The sequence below is a fragment of the Lysobacter sp. Soil_N_23 genome (assembly GCF_057656135.1).
Window position 1 is genome coordinate 38,951 of sequence record NZ_JBDGKY010000008.1, and the last position, 17,862, is coordinate 56,812.

General features: G+C 67.3%; 16 protein-coding genes. 11 read left to right on the forward strand and 5 right to left on the reverse strand.

Features of this window, described 5'->3' with window-relative positions:
• Positions 1-165 precede the first annotated feature (165 nt).
• The 6 genes from AC3A3X_RS08080 (at position 166) to fabB (ending at position 6,281) form a co-directional block, all read left to right on the forward strand.
• Positions 166-1,398 carry an NnrS family protein gene (locus tag AC3A3X_RS08080; RefSeq protein ID WP_487582511.1) on the forward strand — a complete coding sequence of 411 codons (1,233 nt, stop codon included), beginning with the start codon at positions 166-168 and terminating at the stop codon, positions 1,396-1,398.
• A 20-nt stretch (positions 1,399-1,418) separates the two neighbouring features.
• A complete protein-coding gene (locus tag AC3A3X_RS08085) occupies positions 1,419-1,820 on the forward strand; it encodes a SirB2 family protein (RefSeq protein ID WP_487582512.1) in 402 nt (133 codons plus the stop codon).
• 99 nt (positions 1,821-1,919) lie between these two features.
• Positions 1,920-2,960, forward strand: a complete 1,041-nt coding sequence (nadA, locus tag AC3A3X_RS08090; RefSeq protein WP_487582513.1) for a quinolinate synthase NadA — start codon at positions 1,920-1,922, stop codon at positions 2,958-2,960.
• Between the two features lie 17 nt (positions 2,961-2,977).
• Positions 2,978-4,396 (forward strand): L-aspartate oxidase, encoded by a 1,419-nt coding sequence (gene nadB / locus AC3A3X_RS08095; protein ID WP_487582514.1) that lies wholly within the window; start codon positions 2,978-2,980, stop codon positions 4,394-4,396.
• A 133-nt stretch (positions 4,397-4,529) separates the two neighbouring features.
• The gene (gene fabA / locus AC3A3X_RS08100) at positions 4,530-5,045 is read left to right on the forward strand and encodes a 3-hydroxyacyl-[acyl-carrier-protein] dehydratase FabA (protein ID WP_487582515.1); all 516 of its coding nucleotides are present in this window, start codon (positions 4,530-4,532) and stop codon (positions 5,043-5,045) included.
• A complete protein-coding gene (gene fabB, locus AC3A3X_RS08105) occupies positions 5,046-6,281 on the forward strand; it encodes a beta-ketoacyl-ACP synthase I (RefSeq protein ID WP_487582516.1) in 1,236 nt (411 codons plus the stop codon).
• A gap of 70 nt (positions 6,282-6,351) precedes the next feature.
• On the opposite strand, the gene AC3A3X_RS08110 is transcribed toward fabB, so the two are convergent.
• Positions 6,352-6,597, reverse strand: a complete 246-nt coding sequence (locus tag AC3A3X_RS08110; RefSeq protein WP_487582517.1) for a hypothetical protein — start codon at positions 6,595-6,597, stop codon at positions 6,352-6,354.
• 143 nt (positions 6,598-6,740) lie between these two features.
• Positions 6,741-7,958 (reverse strand): OprO/OprP family phosphate-selective porin, encoded by a 1,218-nt coding sequence (locus AC3A3X_RS08115; RefSeq protein ID WP_487582518.1) that lies wholly within the window; start codon positions 7,956-7,958, stop codon positions 6,741-6,743.
• Positions 7,959-8,198: 240 nt separating this feature from the next.
• Here AC3A3X_RS08115 and nirK point away from each other — a divergent pair, with 240 nt between their 5' ends.
• From nirK to azu, 4 genes are read left to right on the forward strand one after another with little or no spacing between them, the layout of a single operon-like run.
• A complete protein-coding gene (nirK, locus tag AC3A3X_RS08120; protein ID WP_487582519.1) occupies positions 8,199-9,275 on the forward strand; it encodes a copper-containing nitrite reductase in 1,077 nt (358 codons plus the stop codon).
• A gap of 20 nt (positions 9,276-9,295) precedes the next feature.
• A complete protein-coding gene (locus AC3A3X_RS08125) occupies positions 9,296-10,054 on the forward strand; it encodes a formylglycine-generating enzyme family protein (protein WP_487582520.1) in 759 nt (252 codons plus the stop codon).
• A complete protein-coding gene (locus AC3A3X_RS08130) occupies positions 10,051-10,638 on the forward strand; it encodes an SCO family protein (RefSeq protein ID WP_487582521.1) in 588 nt (195 codons plus the stop codon). The genes AC3A3X_RS08125 and AC3A3X_RS08130 overlap by 4 nt, the downstream gene beginning before the upstream one ends.
• A gap of 34 nt (positions 10,639-10,672) precedes the next feature.
• Positions 10,673-11,131, forward strand: a complete 459-nt coding sequence (gene azu / locus AC3A3X_RS08135; protein WP_487582522.1) for an azurin — start codon at positions 10,673-10,675, stop codon at positions 11,129-11,131.
• Positions 11,132-11,682: 551 nt separating this feature from the next.
• Here azu and asnB read toward each other — a convergent pair.
• Complete coding sequence (gene asnB / locus AC3A3X_RS08140) at positions 11,683-13,377, reverse strand: asparagine synthase B (protein WP_487582523.1); 1,695 nt, start codon at positions 13,375-13,377, stop codon at positions 11,683-11,685.
• Between the two features lie 398 nt (positions 13,378-13,775).
• On the opposite strand from asnB, the gene AC3A3X_RS08145 reads away from it, so the two are divergent.
• Entirely contained in the window at positions 13,776-16,118 is a 2,343-nt protein-coding gene (locus tag AC3A3X_RS08145; RefSeq protein ID WP_487582524.1) for a penicillin acylase family protein, read from the forward strand.
• Between the two features lie 141 nt (positions 16,119-16,259).
• On the opposite strand, the gene dapE is transcribed toward AC3A3X_RS08145, so the two are convergent.
• Positions 16,260-17,390 carry a succinyl-diaminopimelate desuccinylase gene (dapE, locus tag AC3A3X_RS08150; RefSeq protein WP_487582525.1) on the reverse strand — a complete coding sequence of 377 codons (1,131 nt, stop codon included), beginning with the start codon at positions 17,388-17,390 and terminating at the stop codon, positions 16,260-16,262.
• A 17-nt stretch (positions 17,391-17,407) separates the two neighbouring features.
• Entirely contained in the window at positions 17,408-17,773 is a 366-nt protein-coding gene (locus AC3A3X_RS08155; RefSeq protein ID WP_487582526.1) for a Spx/MgsR family RNA polymerase-binding regulatory protein, read from the reverse strand.
• Between the last annotated feature and the right edge of the window lie 89 nt (positions 17,774-17,862).

A 17,862-nucleotide genomic window follows, 5' to 3' on the forward strand; every position in this document is an offset into this window, starting at 1 on the left:
GCCACCGAAGACCGGGAAACAAAACGCCGAAGCGTCGTCCGCAGACGGAAGCCCGACGGCACCAGCACCAGCAGGTCCCTCACTACGTTCGGGACGACAAGCCTTCGCGCACTGCGGATGATCTAGATCAAGGCGCCCCCGACCGGGCGCTTTCACACTCGCGCCATGCGCCAGCCCACTCCCCTCCCCCCTTCCGGCCTGTCGACGAGACACCTGGTCCAGGCACCCCATCGGCTGATGTTCTTCATTGGCGCCGGCAATCTCCTGCTGGCGATGCTTTGGTGGGCCCTGTGGCTGGCATCGGCACGCTGGTCCGGCTGGACGATGCCGCAATCCCCGGTCTACGCCGGCTGGCTGCACGCCTTCATCATGCAGTACCTGGTGCTGCCCAGCTTCATCTTCGGCTTCCTGCTGACGGTATTCCCGCGCTGGATGGGGCTGGTGCCGCTGCAGCGCTGGCACTACGTGCCGGTGGGTGGCGGCCTGATGGGCGGGCAGCTGGCGATCCTGCTGGGCGCCTGCGGCTGGGAGGTCGGCTTTACCGTCGGCATGTGGATGGCCTTGGCCGGATGGATCGCGGGAGTCGTCATCCTCGGCCGCCAACTGCTGCTGGAAAAAGGACGCACGTGGCACGCCTGGTCGTGCTTCGCCGGACTGATCCTGGGCCTCGTCGGCGTCGTCGCCTTCATCGCATTCGTGCTCGGCGCCTCGCCGCTCTGGGTGATGTTCAGCGTCAAGGTCGGCAGCGTCGGATTGCTGTTGCCGGTCTACATCACCGTCGCCCATCGGATGTTCCCGTTCTTCGCCGGCAACGTCGTGCCCGGCTACCGGCCGTGGCGACCGATGGGCTGGCTGGCGACGATGTGGGCGTTGCTGCTTCTGCACCTGGTGCTGGAACTGAGCCACGCCTATGCCTGGCTGTGGCTGGCGGATGTGCCGCTGCTCGTCGCCAGCGTCATCGCGCTGTGGCACTGGTGGCCACGCGGACGCATGCCCGGCTTGCTGGCGGTGCTGTTCATCGGCACGGCATGGCTGCCGTTGACGTTCGGGCTGTATGTCGCGCAGAGCCTCACGTACCTGCTCACCGGTGAGTTCGTGCTGGGACGTGCGCCGATGCATGCACTGTTCATCGGATTCTTCGGCAGCCTGCTGGTGGCGATGGTGACGCGGGTGACGCAAGGCCATTCCGGCCGGCCGCTGGTGATGCCGCCGGCGGCGTGGTTCGCCTTCGTCGCCATCCAGGTGGTCGCGGCCATGCGCGTGGCCGCCGAACTCATGCCCGACGCACTGGCATGGCAGGTACTGGCCGCCGCGGGCTGGCTGCTCGCCTTCCTGCCCTGGGTGACGCGAATCGGCCGCATCTACCTAAGCCCGCGCGCGGACGGTCAACCGGGCTGAGAGCCTGACGAGTCGAATCCATGATCGAGTTCTATCTGCAGATCAAACTGGTGCACATCACCGCGATCGCCTGCAGCGGCGCACTGTTCGCGGTGCGCGGCAGTGCTGCCGTGGCCGGCATGCGCTGGCCGATGGCAGCGCCGGTGCGCTACGTGAGCTACGGCATCGACACGGTGTTGTTGACCGCGGCGATGATGCTGCTGACGATCCTGCCGGGCGGCCTGTTCGCCAACGGTTGGCTGACGGTCAAAGTCGCACTGGTGGTGACCTACATCGTGCTCGGCGTGCTGGCGATGTGCGACGGCCGCAGCCGGCGTGCACGTGCCGGCTTCCTGGTCGCCGCATTGCTGGTGTACGCGCAGATCTATTGCATTGCCCGCGCGCATCATCCGCTCGGCGCGCTGTACCTGTGGCTGGGTTGATCCATCCGCCAGCGTCGGAATCATCGCCTTGACCTGGATCAAAGGCCGGACGCGACAAGCGTCCTAGCATCGCGACTCGCCAACGCCGAGATCCGACCCTTGCCCACGGTTACCCGCTCTGCATCGCCCGCCTGGCACCCCGGACTGGACCACACCAGACTGGAGCAGGATTACGCCGAACTCGGCGCCCGCCTGGAACCCTTGCTGCCGTGCCTGGAATGGCCGCTGCACCTGCCGTGGATCGACGCCATCAACCGCCTCAAACGCGAGCGAGGCGCGGTGATCATGGCCCACAGCTACCAGTCGCCGGAGATATTCCACGGCGTCGCTGACGTCACCGGTGACTCGCTGGCGCTGGCCCAGGCCGCGGCGCAATGCGATGCAGGATTGATCGTCCTGTGCGGCGTCCACTTCATGGCCGAGACCGCGAAGATCCTCGCACCCGATCGCACCGTGCTGATTCCCGACCTGGAGGCCGGTTGTTCGCTCGCGTCCTCCATTACCGCGCAGGACGTGCGCGCACTGCGCGCTCGCCATCCCGGCGCGCCGGTGGTCAGTTACGTCAATACCAGCGCGGCGGTCAAGGCACAGTCCGACGCCTGCTGCACTTCGGCCAATGCAACCGAGGTGGTCGAGGCGATGGGCGCCGACAAGGTGATCTTCCTTCCCGATCGCTACCTGGGCAGCCATGTCGCCGCCAATACCGATGTCGAACTGGTGCTGTGGGACGGTCGCTGCGAGGTCCACGAACAGTTCACCGCGCAGCAGGCGCGACATGCGCGCGAGCGCTACGACGCCAGGCTGGTGGCGCACCCGGAGTGCCCGCCGGACGTGCAGGCCGAAGCCGATTTCGTCGGCTCCACGGCGGCCATGGGGCGCTGGCTGGCGCAGGAACGGCCGGCGCGCGTGGCATTGATCACCGAATGCTCGATGGCCGACAACCTGCGTGCGCAGTTCCCCGATGTCGAGTTCATCAAGCCCTGCAACCTGTGCCCGCACATGAAGCGGATCACCCTGCCCAACATCCATGCCTGCCTGCGCGACCTGCGCCATGAAGTGACGGTTCCGGAACCGACGGCATCGCGCGCACGCGCGGCACTGGAGCGGATGCTGGCGGTGGGCCGACGCGAGCGCGTTTGATGCCACCATCGCGTTTGATGCCACCCGTAGTGGTGGTGGGCGCCGGTGTGGCCGGGCTATGCGTGGCACTGGCCGCTGCCCCGCGCCGGGTGGTGCTGGTGTCGAGACAACGCGAAGGCGTGGGCAGTGCCAGCGTCCTCGCCCAGGGCGGCATTGCCGCCGCACTTGCCGCCACCGACAGTATCCAGGCGCATATCGCCGACACGATGGCCGCCGGCGCCGGCCACAACGACGCCGCGCAGGTCCGGACGCTGGCGAGGGCGGCACCGTCGGCCATCGCCTGGCTGCAATCGATCGGTGTTGCATTCGATCGCGACGCCGACGGATTGCGGCTGGGACGTGAGGGCGGTCACAGTGCCGCGAGAATCGTGCACGCCGGCGGCGATCGTTCCGGTGCCTGCGTGATGGCAGCGCTGCTGGCGCAGGTGCGCGGCGCCGCCCATGTCGATCTGCGCACGGCCAGCGACGTCGACGCATTGCTGATGCGCGACGGCCACGTCGCCGGTGTCCGCCTGCACGACGGCGATGGCCGCAGCGAGGTGATCGAGGCAGGCGCGGTCGTGCTCGCCACCGGCGGCCTGGGTGGTCTGTTCGCACGCACCACCAACCCGGCCGGCAGCACCGGCGCCGGCCTGGCGCTGGCGATGGCGGCCGGCGCACGGATGCGGGACCTGGAATTCGTGCAGTTTCATCCGACCGCATTGGACATCGCCGGCATCACCTTGCCGCTGATCACCGAAGCGCTGCGCGGCGCCGGAGCGCGTCTGCGCGACGCACGCGGACGCGCACTGATGGCGGGATTGCATCCACTGGGCGATCTGGCACCACGCGACGTGGTTGCGCGCAGCGTCTGGAAGGCCCGGCTCGATGGCCAGACATGGCTCGACGCCACCGGACTGTCATCACAGTATCTGGCGCAGTTCCCGACCGTGGCCGCCATCTGCGCCGGCCATGGCATCGATCCGCAGCACCGGCCGATTCCAATCACGCCCGCCGCCCACTTCCACATGGGCGGCATCGCCACCGACGGTCACGGCCGCACCTCGTTGCCGGGGCTGTATGCGATCGGCGAAGTGGCGTGCAACGGCGTTCATGGTGCCAACCGCCTGGCAAGCAATTCGCTGCTGGAGGGTGTGGTGTACGGGCACAGGATCGGCAGATTCCTGCGTGCGCAGCCAGCCAGACCGCCCGGCGGCGGTGGCTTCACACTGCTCGAACGCGGCCCCGGCCTGAATGGCCCCCAGTTGCACGAGGCACGGCAACTGCTTTGGCGCGCGGCCGGTCCCGTCCGCTCGTTGGCCACGATGAACCGGGCGCTGCCGATGCTGCAGGCCCTGTCCGCACATGGCTGGCAGGCGCGCGTGGCGCTGGCCCTTCTGTCGGCCGCAGTTGACAGGCGAACCAGCGTTGGCGCGCACTGGCAGGAGTTCGAGTAGGCCATCAACGCCTGCGCGCCAATACGCGGGCTTGCATACGCGCCGGTACGGTTTTTCCAGCTTGATCGTGGTCATTGCAGCGACCAATGCAGACGACGACACTTGTCGGATACCAAGTCGCAGTAGAAGCCCGATGACCCGTCCTTCCTCATTCGATCGCGAGCAGTTGCTCGCCTGTGCCAACGGCACCCTGTTTGGCCCGGGCAATGCCCGTTTGCCGGCTCCGCCCATGCTGATGTTCGATCGCATCACGCAGATCGCGACCGAAGGCGGTCGTTACGGCAAGGGCGTGATCCGCGCCGAACTCGATATCAATCCCGACCTGTGGTTCTTCGCCTGCCATTTCGAAGGCGATCCGGTGATGCCCGGTTGCCTGGGCCTGGATGCGATGTGGCAGTTGTGCGGGTTCTTCCTGCCCTGGCTGGGCGAACCGGGTCGGGGCCGCGCGCTGGGCGTGGGTGAGGTGAAGTTCACCGGCCAGGTGCTGCCCAACGCCAAGCTGGTCCAGTACGAAATCGACATCCGCCGCGTGATGCGCGGCAAGCTCGCGCTCGTCATCGGCGAGGGCCGCATGTCGGTCGACGGGCGCGAGATCTACACCGCGGACAACCTGCGCGTCGGACTGTTCACCTCCACGGAGGGCTTCTGAGTGCGCAGGGTAGTAGTCACCGGTCTTGGCATCGTCTCCTGCCTTGGCAATGATCGCGCGGCGGTCATCGCATCGTTGCGCGAAGGACGGCCCGGCATCTCCGTTGTCCCCGAGTACGAGCAGATGGGGCTGCGCAGCCAGGTGGCCGGCGTGCCGCACATCGACCTGGAGGCGCGCATCGACCGCAAGCTCAAGCGCTTCATGGGCGATGCCGCGGCCTACAGCTACGTGGCCATGCAGGACGCGATCGCCGACGCCGGCCTGGACGAGGAACAGGTGCGCAACGTCCGCACCGGCGTGATCGCCGGCTCGGGCGGCGGGTCGCCGCAATGGCAGATCGAGACCGCTGACTTGCTGCGCAACAAGGGCGTGCGCCGGGTCGGCCCGTACATGGTGCCGCGCACGATGTGTTCGACCGTGTCGGCGTCGCTCGCCACTGCGTTCGGCATTCGTGGCCGCAGCTATTCGGTGTCCGCGGCGTGCGCGACCTCGGCGCATTGCATCGGCATGGCCGCCGACCTCATCCGCCTTGGCGTGCAGGACGTGGTCTTCGCCGGCGGTGGCGAAGAAGTGCACTGGGGCATGACCTCGCAGTTCGATGCGATGGGCGCACTGTCGACCCATCGCAATGCCACCCCGCTGGCGGCATCACGCCCCTACGATGTCGACCGCGACGGCTTCGTCATCGCCGGTGGCGGCGGCATGCTGGTGCTGGAGGATTACGAGCACGCCCGCGCTCGCGGCGCGCGCATCATCGCCGAGCTGGTTGGCTACGGCGTGACCTCCGATGGCGCCGACATGGTCGCGCCGTCAGGCGAAGGCGCGGTCCGCTGCATGCAGATGGCACTGGCCGGGCTGGATGGCCAGGGCGTCGGCCCTGTCGATTACCTCAATACCCACGGCACCTCGACGCCATTGGGCGACGTGGTCGAGCTGGAAGCGGTGCGCGCGGCGTTCGGCGATGCCAATGGCAATGCCATCCCGCCGCTGTCGTCGACCAAGGCGCTCAGCGGCCACTCGCTCGGCGCGGCCAGCGTGCACGAGGCGGTCTACTGCCTGCTGATGATGGAGGACAACTTCATTGCCGGCTCCGCCAACATCGACACGCTCGACCCGCGCGCAGAAGGTTTTCCGATCGTGCGCGAGAGTCGTGAGCAGCGCTGCACGACGGTGATGTCGAACAGCTTCGGCTTCGGCGGCACCAACGCGACGCTGGTGTTCAAGCGCGTTCAGTAGCCGCGAAGGCGGCTCGACTGTGGGGCAGCGACTGCTGCCCCACACGGATTCCGGGCTGTGCGGCCCACGGTCACCCGCAACTTCCGCAGCATTGCCCACCTGGTTGACCGGCATCGGGATGGCTGTCGGTAGGAGCGGCCAGCACCCCCAGCCCGCCAAGTATTTCCAGGATATCGTGCTGGCTGAGCACGGTCGAAACGCTGAGCTGGCCCGTCGCGCGCTCGATGCTGACAGTGGCATCCGGGTCGGCAGTGCGCAGCGCATCGGTGAGCAACTGCTCGTTCAGTGGCTGCGTGGGCTGGTTGTGAGTGGACATGAGGGTCTCCGTTGCCGTGGCGTGAAGCACGCCGGCACTGCGCCAGCGTGCGATGTACGACACAGCCTAGGTACCGTCACTGGCGTCAGCCTTGATCAGGGTCAAGTTGGACCCAGGTCGAGCCCGCCTGCCAATCGCCACACTCAGAACTGCAACTGCGCGCGGACCTCGAAGATGTCCGGATCGGCGTTGAGGCCGGCGCGTCGGGCATCCACATCGACGTAGTTCGCCTGCAGCTTGAAATAGTCGCTGAAGTACCAGTTGGCGCCCAGCGTCCACTCACTCTGGCGCCCGCCGGCGATACCTGCATCGTCCAGATCCAGGTGGCTGTAGCGCGCCAGCAGCTCGAGCGCACCATGGCGTCCGGTCGGCCTGGGGTTGGCGACATTGCCGCCGCTGTAGCGGCGCGACTCGCCGGTCACCAGCCAGCTGCCGAACAGGTAATAGCCATCGCTCGCGTAGTCGCCCCTGCCATCGCGCTGCGTGCGCTGTTGCAGGTACTCGCCCTGCACGGACCAGGGGCCCTGGATCCACAGACCTTCCAGGCCAATACGCTCGATGTTGTCGACGTCCGACAGGGTGCCCGAATCCACCAGGCGTACGTCGGTCAAGCCGGCCTCCGGACGCGCACGCCAGCGCACCGTCGGCGCCAGCGTGACGCCGCGCCCGTCGACCTCGGCATCGGGCCGCTCGACCGACGCCGCGACACCCAGGTGCAACACGCGTGCCTCGCTCTTCAGCGGAGTCCAGGCATAGCGTGCCGCCAGCGTGTCGCCCTTGTTGTTGCCCTCCAGATCGGAGCGGAAGTAGTAACCGGCATTGACCAGGTAGCCAGGCCGCTCCAGCGCCCAGTCCACACCCAGCCGACGCCCTTCGAAGAAGGCCTGGGTTGCCAGGCTCTGTTCGAGGAAGCTGCCCGCACGGGTGGCGGTCACGCCTTCGAAACCGACCGGCGTCTTGCTCTGTCCAAAGCGCAACTTGCCCCAGTCGTGCCCGAACAGCGGCCTGGTCTCCACGCGCAGGCTGACGTCCTGCCAGACATCGGCCTGGAACTCGTAATTGACCGTGGCCTCGAACACGCCCTTCTTCCCGAGCGTGACGCCGAACTCCTTGCGCCGGAAGCCGTCCTCATCAGTCAGTTGTGCGCCGTCGTAGCCCTCGCCGGAAAAATCGTTGAAGTCGTAGGCGAAGTTGGCGCTGGCCCGCAGTTCCAGCCCATCGGAGAACCGGTAAGTCGCCGGCGCAATGTACTTCGCCTCGATCGGCTCCCCGGCGTTGGCGCCAGATCCGATGGCTGCCAGTGCGACCGCGATCGCGATGCCGATGTGGCCGCGGCGAACGATTGAAATCCCGATACCCATGCAGCAGTTTCCTTGTTCAGTCGGGCATTGTTCGCCGGTCCTTCGAATCGCGTTCTGATCCAGATCAAACGGCCGCGCCCGGGCGTACGGATTGCAATACAGCCGGCACTACGCCACTTGCCACAAAGTCTCACCGACTCGATCGCGCGCGGACTGGTTTGACATACATCAAGGCGAAACGCCGCGCCCGGGCCTACCTTGCCGCCATCGGCCATCCGGCCATTGGCAAGGCAGTCACACATGAGTCGTGTATCTCATCACCTGCTGTTCTATTCACTCGCATGCGCCCTCGGCATCGGCGCACCGGTTGCGATCGCCGCATCCAGCCGCGCCGCGGCCAACGACAAGGACGCGATGCCGGGCGAGCCCATCAAGGCCGTGCTGACGGCTCCGCCGATGGTGCCGCCACCGACCAACCGCACCGCGCCGGCCAAGGTGATCGTCGAGCTGGAAGTGGTCGAGAAGGAAATGCCGATCTCCAACGGCGTCACCTACAACTTCTGGACGTTCGGCGGGACGGTTCCCGGCAGCTTCATCCGCGTGCGCCAGGGCGATACGGTCGAGTTCAACCTGAAGAATGCACACGACTCGCACATGCCGCACAACATCGACCTGCATGCCGTCACCGGCACCGGCGGTGGCGCGGAAGCGACGTTCACGCTGCCGGGCCACCAGACCAGGTTCACCTTCAAGGCAATGAACCCGGGCCTGTATGTCTACCACTGCGCGATGCCGCCGGTCGGCATGCACATCGCCAACGGCATGTACGGCCTGATCCTGGTCGAGCCACCGCAGGGCCTGGCCAAGGTCGACAAGGAGTACTACGTCATGCAGGGCGACTTCTACACCGAAGGCAAGTACGGCGAACCGGGCCTGCAGCCCTTCAGCCTGGAGAAGGCGATCGACGAGCATCCGACTTACGTGCTCTTCAACGGTGCCGAGGGTTCGCTGACGGGCGACAAGGCATTGACCGCCAAGGCCGGCGAAACCGTGCGTCTGTTCGTCGGCAACGGCGGCCCGAACCTGGTGTCGAGCTTCCACGTGATCGGCGAGATCTTCGACAAGGTCTACACCGAAGGCGGCAGCAAGTACCAGGAGAACGTGCAGACCACGCTGGTACCGGCCGGTGGCTCGGCGATGATCGAGTTCAAGACGGATGTCCCGGGCAACTACATCCTCGTCGACCACAGCATCTTCCGCACGTTCCACAAGGGAACGCTCGGAATCCTCAAGGTCGACGGCGAGAAGGATGCGTCCATCTACACCGGACAGCAATCGAGCATGGAATCTCCGCCCGCGGGCAAGTCCGGCCACTGACCGCGACGCAAAGCGCCACCATGCTCACCTCGACCACGCTCTGGCTGGTGTTGCTGGCGACCTCGTCGCCGGCGGCATCACCGGCCACGTATGTGGAGATCGCCGGCGATGCGTTTCGTTCGACGATCCGCTATGAGGGCAACGATGGCAACCGCGATGTTGCGGACTTCGCGCTGATGCAGCGTGCGGTCAGCAACCGCGAGTTCCAGGCATTCCTCCGGCAGCATCCACAGTGGCGTCGCGATCGCGTGCCGGCCCTGTTCGCCGACGCGGGCTACCTGTCGCATTGGCAGGCAGCCGATGCGCCGGATCCACTCGATGCGGACCGCCCGGCAACGCACGTCAGCTGGTTTGCCGCAGATGCCTATTGCAAGGCGCAGCAGGCGCGACTGCCGGACTGGGCGGAATGGGAGTACGTCGCCGCCGCGGATCCGCGGCGGCGCGATGCCCGCCACGACCCGGCTTGGCGCAATCGCCTGTTTGCCGACGGCACGCCGCGCGCGGTCGATGCGACCGGCGACGCACCTGCCAATGCCTACGGCATTCGCGGACTTCACGGCGCCTCATGGGAATGGGTCGGCGACTCCACCCTGCTGGGCGACAGCGACAAGCGCGGCACGGATGACGGCGACCGGCTGCAGTTCTGCGGCGCCACCGGGCTGTCCTTCAACAACCGCGACGACTACGCCGTGCTCAAGCGCGTGGCCCTGTTGTCGGCCATGCAACCGCGCAGCACGTTGGGCAACCTCGGCTTCCGCTGCGCAAGGAGTCGACCATGAAACCTTCGCTGACCGGTCCCATCCTGAGTGTCGTGATCGGGCTGTTCTTCTTGCTGCCTTCGCCTGCCACCGCCGACGAACTGCCCGGTGATTCGGTCTACCAGGTGGCTGCACCGCTGACCGCCCAGGACGGCCGCAGCCTCGACTGGCAGGACCTGCGCGGCCGCCCGGTCGTCGTGTCGATGTTCTACAGCAACTGCCACCTGATGTGCCCGCTCATCATCGCCAACGGCAAGGCGCTGCAGAAGCAGCTCCCGGCCGCAGAACATGATGGTCTCGACCTGGCCGTGCTCAGCATCGATCCGGCGCGCGACACACCGGCCGCACTGCACGAAGTGGCCGATGCCCATCATCTCGATCCGCGGTGGCTCCTGCTGCGCCCGCGCGACAGCGACGTGCGCACGCTGGCTGCAGTGCTCGACATCCGCTACCGCGCCCAGCCCGATGGAACCTTCAACCACACCAGCGCGTTGATCCTGCTCGACCGCGACGGCCGGGTCCTCGCCCGCAGCGAAGTGACCGGCCTGCAGCCCGACCCGGAATTCGTCGCGCAGGTGAAGCGATACCTCGCTTCCTCGCCCTGACAACCCGTTCACCACATTTCTCAAGGAGTCGCCCATGAAGATCGTTTCCACCTCACTGCTCTGCCTCGGACTGCTCGGTGCGTCCGGATTCGCCCATGCCGCCGGCAACTGCACCCTCTCGCTCAAGGGCGACGATGCGATGAAGTTCGACCTCAAGACGGCAACGGTCTCGGCCGCCTGCCCCAGCATCACCGTCGAACTGGCGCACACCGGCAAGCTGCCGGCCACGGTCATGGGTCACAACGTGGTCATCAGTGCGACCAAGGACGTGGACGCCATCGCGCGTGACGGCATCAAGGCCGGAGTGGCGAACCATTACGTGACCAAGGGCGATGCCCGTGTCATCGCCGCCACAACGCTGGTCGGCGGCGGCCAGAAAACCAAGGTCACCTTTCCCGGCAAGAAGCTCACGGCCGGAGGCGACTACATGTTCTTCTGCAGCTTCCCGGGGCACTCGATGTTGATGAAAGGAAAGTTGACGGTTACCAGATAAGGTTCGTCACCGGCTGGGGAACTCCTGCTCTGGGCTCAGGTTTCCTGCTCCGGAGCGGCGTCGTCCACCGGGCCGGGGATTGCTCCGCCCCTTGGTCGGACATCCTGTCCGAATGCGGGGCGTGGGCCATCCATGGCCCACTGCTGCGCAATCCCCGGCCCGGCGGACGACGCTTCGGTGTTTCGTTGCACGGTCTTCGGCCGCCCTCGCCCCAACCCCTCTCCCGCAAGCGGGAGAGGGGCTAAAGAAAACCGTCATCCCCGCGAAGGCGGGGACCCAGCGTCGTTGCTCGATGCCCGTCATTCCCGCGAAGGCGGGAACCCATGGACGTTGCTTCGCAAACAAGTGTCAGCAACACGGAGCGAAGCGGCGGTTCGCGAAATACACCCCACCTCCTCCCCTCGACCACGCACGCAACCGTCTGCCCTCACCCCAACCCGCACCCCGGCCCGAGCGCATAGCGCTCGGGCGTTCGAGGACACGCGAGCCAGTGGCTCGCAAGCAGTGTCCTCTCACCCCGCAAGCGGGAGAGGGGCTCAATGGCCCGGGTCCTACCCCAGCGCGGCCTGGTGCACTCCTGCGACCGCGCGCCCCGACGGATCGGCCATGGTCGCGAACGCCGCGTCCCAGGCGATCGCCGCCGGTGACGAGCAGGCGATCGACTTGCCGCCGGGCACCGTCTCGGCGCAGGCGGCACTGGGGAAGAACTGCTCGAAGATGTGCCGGTACAGATAGGCCTCCTTCGTCTGCGGCGGATTGACCGGGAAACGGCTGGCGGCCGCGGCGAACACGCGGTCGCTGACCTGCGCCTGCGCGTGCGCCTTGAGACCATCGATCCAGCCATAGCCGACGCCATCGCTGAACTGTTCTTTCTGCCGCCACAGGATCGATTCGGGCAGATAACCATCGAACGCCTCGCGCAGGATCGACTTCTCGATACGACGCGTTCCGTCCGGACCGGGTCCGGCCATCTTGTACTGCGCGTCCATGCGCATCGCCACGTCGAGGAACTCGACATCGAGGAACGGCACGCGCGGCTCAACGCCCCAGGCCATCATCGACTTGTTCGCGCGCAGGCAGTCGTAGTTGTACAGCGCATCGATCTTGCGCACCGTCTCTTCATGGAACTCGCGCGCGTTGGGCGCCTTGTGGAAGTACAGGTAGCCGCCGAAGATCTCGTCGCTTCCCTCGCCCGACAGCACCATCTTCACCCCCATCGCCTTGATCCGCCGCGCCAGCAGGAACATCGGCGTGGACGCGCGGATGGTGGTGACGTCGTAGGTCTCGATGTGGCGGATCACTTCCGGCAGCGCATCCAGGCCCTCTTCGAACGTGTAGGTGAAGCCGTGGTGCACCGTCCCCAGGGCCTGCGCCGCGATCTCGGCCGCGGCCAGGTCGGGCGATCCGTCCAGTCCGATCGCGAACGAATGCAGGCGCGGCCACCACGCCTCGCTGGCATCGTTGTCCTCGATGCGCTTGCGCGCGTAGCGCGCGGCCACCGCGGCGACCAGCGACGAGTCCAGCCCGCCCGACAGCAGCACACCGTACGGCACGTCGCTCATCATCTGCCGGTGCACGGCGCGCTCGAAGGCCTCGCGCAGTTCCTGCCTGGCCACTTCCACGCCCTGCGTGGCGTCGTAGTCGCGCCACGGCTTGACGTAGTAGGGCACCAGTTCGCCACTGGCGCTGTCGTAGAAGTGCCCCGGCGGGAACTGCGCGACATCGGCGCAGACATCGGCCAATGCTTTCATCTCCGAAGCCACGCACAGGCGCCCGTCGTGGTCGTGCCCCCAGTACAGCGGGCAGACGCCGATCGGGTCGCGGGCAATCAGGTAGCGCTTGCTGCCCGCGTCCCACAGCGCGAACGCGAAGATGCCGTTGAGCTCGTTGAGCCAGGCGGCGACGTCGTCACGCTCGCGGTAGAGCGCGCTGATCACCTCGCAGTCCGAGCCGGTCTGGAAGGCATACGGCTCGCGCAGCCGCTGCTCGAGCTCGCGGTGGTTGTAGATCTCGCCGTTGACGGCCAGCGCCAGTTCGCCGTCGGCCGAGTGCAGCGGCTGCGAACCGCCGGCCGGATCGACGATGGCCAGGCGCTCGTGGACGAGGATCACCTCGTCGTCCAGATGCACGCCGCTCCAGTCGGGGCCGCGGTGACGCTGGCGTTGCGAAAGCTCGAGTGCACGCCGGCGCAGCGCCTGCACGTCGTCACCGGGTTGCAGGCCGAATATGCCGAGGATGGAACACATGGGAGGACTCCTGGGTTGGGCTTCTTTCGTGGACGGGAGGCAGAAACGAAGAAGCCCGCGCTTCTGGCGCGGGCTTCGTGAGCGAGTTAGCGTGTCTTGCGCGCGCTAATCGCCGGCCCGCGGGTGGCTGGCGTTATTGCGGTTGTTATTGTTCAGGCCGGCCACGGGCGCACCGCCGCGAAGGGCGGCGTTGGTGGCGTGGGCGTGGGCCTGGACGGAAGACATGGGCCGATCCTGCGACAGGTCGCGGCCACTTGCAAGCCCCCTCCCCTTGGTAGGAGCGAGCTTGCTCGCGATAGGGCGCCCCGTGCCTGAGCCGCCCTATCGCGAGCAAGCTCGCTCCTACGTCCCGCCAATTGCGCGACACTAGGGCGGGGAATCAATCCACGACGGGGACCATGAAGAAACTGATCAAACGCAGTCTGATCGTGCTGCTGCTGTTGCTGGTGGCCGTCGCTTTCGCGATCTGGTGGCTGATGCGCGGCAGCCTGCCGAGCCTGGACGGCGAACTCGCCCTGCCCGGCCTGTCGGCACCGGTCTCGATCCAGCGCGATGCGCTCGGCGTGGTCACCGTCGATGCCGCCAACGAAGCCGATGCAATGCGCGCACTGGGTTACGTCCACGCGCAGGAGCGCTACTTCGAGATGGACCTGCTGCGCCGTGCTTCGGCCGGCGAACTGTCGGCCCTGTTCGGCGCGGTCGCGATCGACACCGACAAGCAGCGTCGCGTGCACCGCATGCGCGCACGCGTGAGCGCTCACCTCGATGCGATCCTCGGCGACAAGCGACCGATGGCGCAGGCCTACGTCGATGGCGTCAATGCCGGCGTGGCCGCGTTGAAAGTACGCCCCTGGCCCTACCTGCTGCTGCGCACGCAGCCCGAGCCGTGGCGCCTGGAAGACTCGGCACTGGCCGGCTACGCCATGTACTTCGACCTGCAGGACGCGAGCAACGCACGCGAACTGGCGATGTGGAAGCTCAAGCCGCATGTGCCGGCAGCGCTGTATGCGCTGCTCGCCCACAACGGAAGCAGCTGGGACGCGCCGCTGGCCGGCCGGCCGCGCGGTGACGCCACCCTGCCCGATGCGGCCACGCTCGACCTGCGCACGCTGCCGATGCCCTCGCCCGCCGATCGCCCGGCCAACGTGCCCGAGCGCCCGGACGTGGGCAGCAACAACTTCGCCGTCTCCGGCCAGCTCACCGCCGACGGCCGTGCCATCGTCGCCGACGACATGCACCTGGGCCTGCGCGCGCCGAACATCTGGTTCCGCGCACGTCTTCGCTATCCCGACACGCGCGCCGTCGGCGGACACGTCGACGCCACCGGCTTCACCCTGCCCGGCCTGCCGGCGCTGGTGGTCGGCAGCAATGGCCAGGTCGCCTGGGGCTTTACCAACAGCTACGGCGACTGGCTCGACTGGCAGCGCCAGCCGGCCTGCGCCGAACCCTGCGCGGGCGTGACGCGGCACCTGGAGCGCATCCGCGTGGCCGGCCAGGCCGATGTCGAATTCCCGGTCGACGAATCGGCCTGGGGACCGGTCCTGTTCCGCAAGCCCGATGGCAGCGGTCTCGCCCTGCGCTGGGTCGCCCACCAGCCCGGTTCGATGAACCTGGGACTGGCGGATTTCCTGCATGCGCATTCGCTCGACGATGCCCTGCAGATGGCCGACCGCACCGCGATCCCCGGGCAGAACCTCGCCATCGGCGGTCGCGACGGCCGCATCACCTGGCGCCTGCTCGGCCCGGCACCGCTGCGTCAGCCAAGCTGCGCGGCGACCACCGTCAGCGAGGCGGCATCGTGCCCGCCGTGGCCGATCACGACCGCCACGGGCATCGCCCTGCCGCCCGGCACGGTGCAGCGGATGTGGAGCGCCAACACCCGCGTCGTCGACGGCGCGCTGCTTGCGCGCATCGGCGACGGTGGCTACGCCAACGGCGCACGTGCCCGCCAGATCCGCGACGACCTGTTCGCCAAGGAGCGTTTCAGCGAACGCGACCTGCTGGCGATCCAGCTCGACGATCGCGCCTTGTTCCTGACCCGCTGGTGGCAGCTGCTGCGCGACCAGGGCACGTCGGACAAGTCGCCGGCGCTGCACGAACTCGCCGCGGCATCGCCGACCTGGCAAGGCCACGCCAGCACCGACTCGGTCAGCTACCGCGTCGTGCGCGCCTGGCGCCTGGCCGTGCACGACCGCCTGCTCGATGGCCTGACCGCGCCGGCACAGGTCGCGCTGGGCAAGGACTTCGAGATGCCCAACCTGTCGCACTTCGAAGGCGTGGCCTGGCCGCTGGTGACGCAACGACCGGCGAACCTGCTGCCGCGTCGCTTCGCCTCGTGGGATGCGTTGTTCGAGGACGCCGCGCGTGAAGTGCGCGACGAGCTGCAGAAGAAGGGACCGGTCGCTCAGCGCAGCTGGGGCGAACGCAACACCGCGAAGATCTGCCATCCGCTCAGCCGCGCCCTGCCCGCCTTCGCCAAGCCGGCGCTGTGCATGGCCGCCGATGAGCTGCCCGGCGACAGCGGCATGCCGCGCGTGCAGGGCCCGAACTTCGGCGCCTCCGAACGCATGGTGGTGTCACCGGGCCATGAAGCCGACGGCATCGTCCATATGCCGGGCGGACAGAGCGGGCACCTGATGTCGCCGTTCTGGGGCGCCGGTCATGACGACTGGGTGCATGGGCGGCCGACGTCGTTCCTGCCGGGTGAGACGCGGCATACGTTGAACTTGTCGCCGCGGTAGGCCCTCACCCCAACCCCTCTCCCGCAAGCGGGAGAGGGGCTCAAAGCCATGTAGGAGCGAGCTTGCTCGCGATCATGCCTGCCCGCGAACCTGGCGCCGCCGATCGCTAGCAAGCTCGCTCCTACCGTGCCGTCAGTGCATTCAGCCCAGCAGCATCCGCTCGATCAGTGCCTGGTAAAGGTCCGGCAGCGCCTCGAGATCGGCCACCGACACGTGCTCGTCAACCTTGTGGATGCTGGCATTCACCGGCCCGATCTCGATGCACTGCGCGCCCAGCGGCGCGATGAAGCGGGCATCGGACGTGCCGCCGCCCGTGCTCTCCTCCGGCGCGGCACCGCAGTACTGGCGCAGAACTTCGCGCGCAGCTGCACGCAGCGGACCTTCCGGCGTGTAGAACGGCTCCCCGCCGCGATGCCAGCGCACGCTGTACTCAAGGCCGTGCCGCTGCAGCACCGCTTCGCATTCCTGCTCCAGCCGCGCCGCGCTCCAGCTCGGGTTGAAGCGCAGGTTGAACAGCACTTCCAGCTCGCCGGGAATCACGTTGTTGGCGCCCGTGCCGGCGTGGATGTTGCTGATCTGCAGGCTGGTCGGCGGGAACGTCTCGTAGCCCTCGTCCCAGCGTCGCGCGCTCAGCTCGGCAAGCGCCGGCATGGCCAGGTGGATCGGGTTGCGTGCCTTGTCCGGATACGCGACATGACCTTGCACGCCACGCACCGTCAGCGTTGCAGACAACGTGCCGCGACGGCCGACGCGCAGCAGGTCGCCGAGCTTTGCCATCGATGACGGCTCGCCGGTGACGCACCAGTCGATGCGCTCGCCGCGCTCGCGGAACGTCTCGGCAACGCGACGCACGCCATGGATGGCATCGCCCTCCTCGTCGGAGGTCAGCAGCAGTGCGACCCGGCCGGGATGGTCGGGATGCGCAGTGACGAAACGTTCGAGCGCGATGACGAAGGCGGCGACGCTGCCCTTCATGTCCGCCGCGCCGCGCCCGTACAGCACGCCATCGCGGATCTCGGGCAGGAACGGATCGCTGGCCCAGGCCTCGCGCGGCCCTGGCGGAACCACGTCGGTATGACCGAGCAGCACCAGGGTCGGACCGTCGCCGCCGTGCACCGCCCACAGGTTGTCGACGTCGCCGAAATGCATGTGCTCGCAGCGGAAGCCCGCGGCGAGCAGGCGCTGGCCGAGCATTGCCTGGCAGTCGCCGTCGTGTGGCGTGACCGAAGCGCGTGCAATCAGGTCGCAGGTGAGGTCAAGGACGTCGCTCATCCCGTCAGTCCATGCCGTCATCCCAGCGCGCCGACGCCGAAGCGCTGCTTGAAACCGTTGTCGCTGAAGCCCTGGCTGATCTTGCCGTCGTCGGTCATCACCAGCGGACGGCGGATCAGCTGCGGGTATTCCTTCAGCAGCAGCTTCCATTCGGCGTCCGAACCGGGCGTCTTGCGATTGTCGGGCAAGCTCCGCCAGGTGGCGGACGACTTGTTGATCATCGCGTCCCAGCCGCCGAGCTGGTCCTTCCATTGCACCAGCGTTTCGGGAGACTGGCGCTCGTCGCGGTAATCGACGAAGGCATGGGCCAGACCGAACCGGTCGAGCCACTTGCGGGCCTTCTTGCAGGTGTCGCAGTTGTTGAGTCCGTAGAGCGTGGTCATGGTCAATCCACTTGGGTCTGTCGTCATCCCCGCGAAGGCGGGGACCCAGTGACTGTCGCGTCACGGCAACAAGGCGCTGGGTTCCCGCC